Origin of the sequence: Microcoleus sp. B3-A4, assembly GCF_036705385.1 — a bacterium.
Taxonomy (GTDB): Bacteria; Cyanobacteriota; Cyanobacteriia; order Cyanobacteriales; family Microcoleaceae; genus Microcoleus.
The window spans coordinates 1-2,886 of record NZ_JAUBUI010000182.1 but is presented as its reverse complement, the minus strand read 5'-3'; the positions used below and the strand labels follow the sequence as shown (position 1 = coordinate 2,886).

1 pseudogene is annotated in these 2,886 nt (G+C 38.3%); it reads right to left on the bottom strand.

What is annotated here, in order from left to right:
* Positions 1-797: 797 nt before the first annotated feature.
* Positions 798-1,753 (bottom strand): annotated as a pseudogene (locus QUB33_RS29090) (IS630 family transposase).
* Between the last annotated feature and the right edge of the window lie 1,133 nt (positions 1,754-2,886).

Below are 2,886 nucleotides of genomic sequence, written 5' to 3'. Positions count from 1 at the left end.
ATTGGTTAGATAGGATGCTTTTTACAAAGGGTATACTTAGCTATTTTACTATGGTTGTACTACCGGACATGATATCAATCCAAATCGTAAAAATTAGCGAAGTAACCGGGTTTTTGAGAAAGTCCGACAGGAAATTAATACCCTGTCGGACTTTGTTTGTATAGGATCGGTTCTGACGGGGTGACAAGCAAGTTGAAAGACATATTAGACAAGGGTTTGAGTTGATCTGCCTCCAAAAAGATATGTGTGTGCGATCACGACTTTTTCGGGGGTAGATAACGGAGGATAAGGAGCGGCGGCGATCGCTACTATCATAATTGTCAATAAGCCCAGGAATAATCGCTGATATCTTTTTGGAGGTTTGAGAGCCTTAACGCTTTGCCCATAAAGGTTTCAGCCGCGTTGTCACCCCGTCAGGTCAAAAGCCCCATCTGTGGCGGATCTGCGTGACTTAGGCTAAAAAAAGATGGGGTGTAAATTTTTAAGTTGCCCCATCTAGAAATTATGTTACCTCTATTTTACCAGAGCCATCTCGAAAAAAAACTCAAATCGACAGAATACCTGACTCTAAAAATCCTGGTATATCTGTTGCAAAGCCAAAAACAAGTTAGTATCGAATTACTGGCAACCTTGATGCCTTATCCGATTCAATTTGAGAGCCGAAGACGCAGCTTGCAAAGATTTTTGAAATTAGATAGCCTGAACATTGAAAGTTTATGGTTCCCGCTCGTAAAAAAAATCTTACAAGCAAAGTTTAAAAAGTCTAAACCTTTGAAAGTGGCGATATATAGCCTTTCTCAGAAAGATGAGGTACAATAACAGCAGTGTGTAAACCAGTTAAAAATATTTGACGATGTAACTTGACCGAACGCAAAATCTATGGCTTTTGCTAATTCTTGATAATTAGTAGTCTTGATAGAACGGAGAATGATTTTAAGTTTTGACCACAGATTTTCAATTGGTGAAAAATCTGGTGAGTAAGGTGATAAGTATATTAATCTTGCCCCTTTTTTTTCGATAGCTTTTTTCACTTCTTCTCCCAAGTGAATGGGACAATTATCCATCACTACACAAGCCCCTTTCCAGAGTTTTGGCACAAGTTTCCTGATAACAAAAGCTTCAAATGTAATTGCATCAGTTCCGCCTATTAAATTAACCGAGGTCAAAATTTTATTGACTGACATCGCTCCAATTATTGAGACATTTTTGCCACGTTTAGTTGGTTTTGGCCCCTTGGCTCTTTGACCTTTTAAAGCTCTGGCATATAACCTAACCATTGCCAAATTAACTCCCGATTCGTCAATGAATATTAAGTCTTTTAAACTAATCTCTTTAATTTTTTCCCAGAACTCACACCGTAGGAGTTGAACTCGGTCGGTGCCTTTGCCTGAAGGGAACAGAGTTTTTTTTGACAGTAATATCTAAGAGTTTTATCATTCTTGCTCTTGTTGCTCTACTAACGGAAAATCCAATTTTCTCATAAAGTAAATAACGAAGTTCTTCAAGAGTTGCATCATTGTTTACTTCAATCAATTGAGCCAATATGAGTAGTTGCTCTGCATTCAGTTTGCCTTTGACTCCACATCGGTCAGTTCTCGGAGTAATGTTTTTTGTTTAACGATATTGTTTAAGCAATTTTTGTACAAAACGAGCGGGCTACAGAAAAGCGCTTAGCTATTGCTTTTTGTGAAATCGGTTCAGTATGATAAGTATCAAGGATTTTTTGCCTAAAATCAATCGAATAAGCTTTCATTTTTAACAATGTATGAAGAGGAGTACAAATTTACTTTTTGTGAGTCAAGCAGATCGTGCTGTCAAAAAAATGCTATTATGTATGCTATCGCAAGCGAGGCTTTACGGAGCCATGTAATTATAGTTCGTTTGATCTGATATTCTCTGCTTTATCCTCCTGAGTGAGGGTCAGTAACATTATACCTCATCTTTCCGAGAAAGGCTATATCGCACGCAATGGCGAGAGCAAAATGTATTTATGCGCTCGTCTGGTTTTGCAAAAAAGGAGTATTCCCTTATACTGGCTACTGCCAGATAAGAAAGGAAGTAGTAATATCTGCGAACAACAAGCTTTAATTACTCCTGTTTTAGAGTTACTGTCAGATTATAAAATTACATTTTAGGCGATCGGGAATTTGGTAGCGTCAAGCTGGCATACTGGCTCTGTCAGAAGAAAGTGAAGTTTATTCTTAGGGTAAAACAAGGGCGCTACATACAAGAAAACTATTCTGATTACCTCCACTTGTCTGAGATGGGTTTATTGCCAGAGAAAAGCTTTTATTTGTCTGATGTAAAAGTTACCAAACAAAAAGGATTTGGAAGTTTTGATATTGCTGCTTATTGGATCCGCAAATATCGGTGAAAAGAGGAGGAGGGAGGTTGGTATCTTTTGAGTAATTTAGGCGAGTTAAAGCAGTCGATTGATACTTGTAAATGTCGGAGTGGCATTGAGGCAATGTTTAAAGATTGTAAGACTGGTGGTTATAATTTAGAGAAGAGCCACGCTAATAATCAGCGTTTAAACAGTTTGATATTATTGATAGCCCTTGCCTATAGTTGTGCTCTCCTCCAAGGGCAAAAAATCAAGAATATGGGAATTCAAAAATATGTGGGTAGGTTAACGGAGTGGGGACGTTCAATCAGGCGACACAGTAGTTTTTGGATAGGATTATATGGTCAATCCTGGGTAGTTGGCATGGAATTTTGTCAAGACATTGTTACTGAACTAATGAGACTCAGGCGCACTAAACTACCATTTTTTCAGAGGGGTAGGAGGGCTATGTCCTTGATTCTAGTTACAGCGGTTCCCGCTGTTATGAGGTACAGTAGCAGCAATGAGTAAACCAATTTTTTAAATGTTTAGGGTTCATTAAC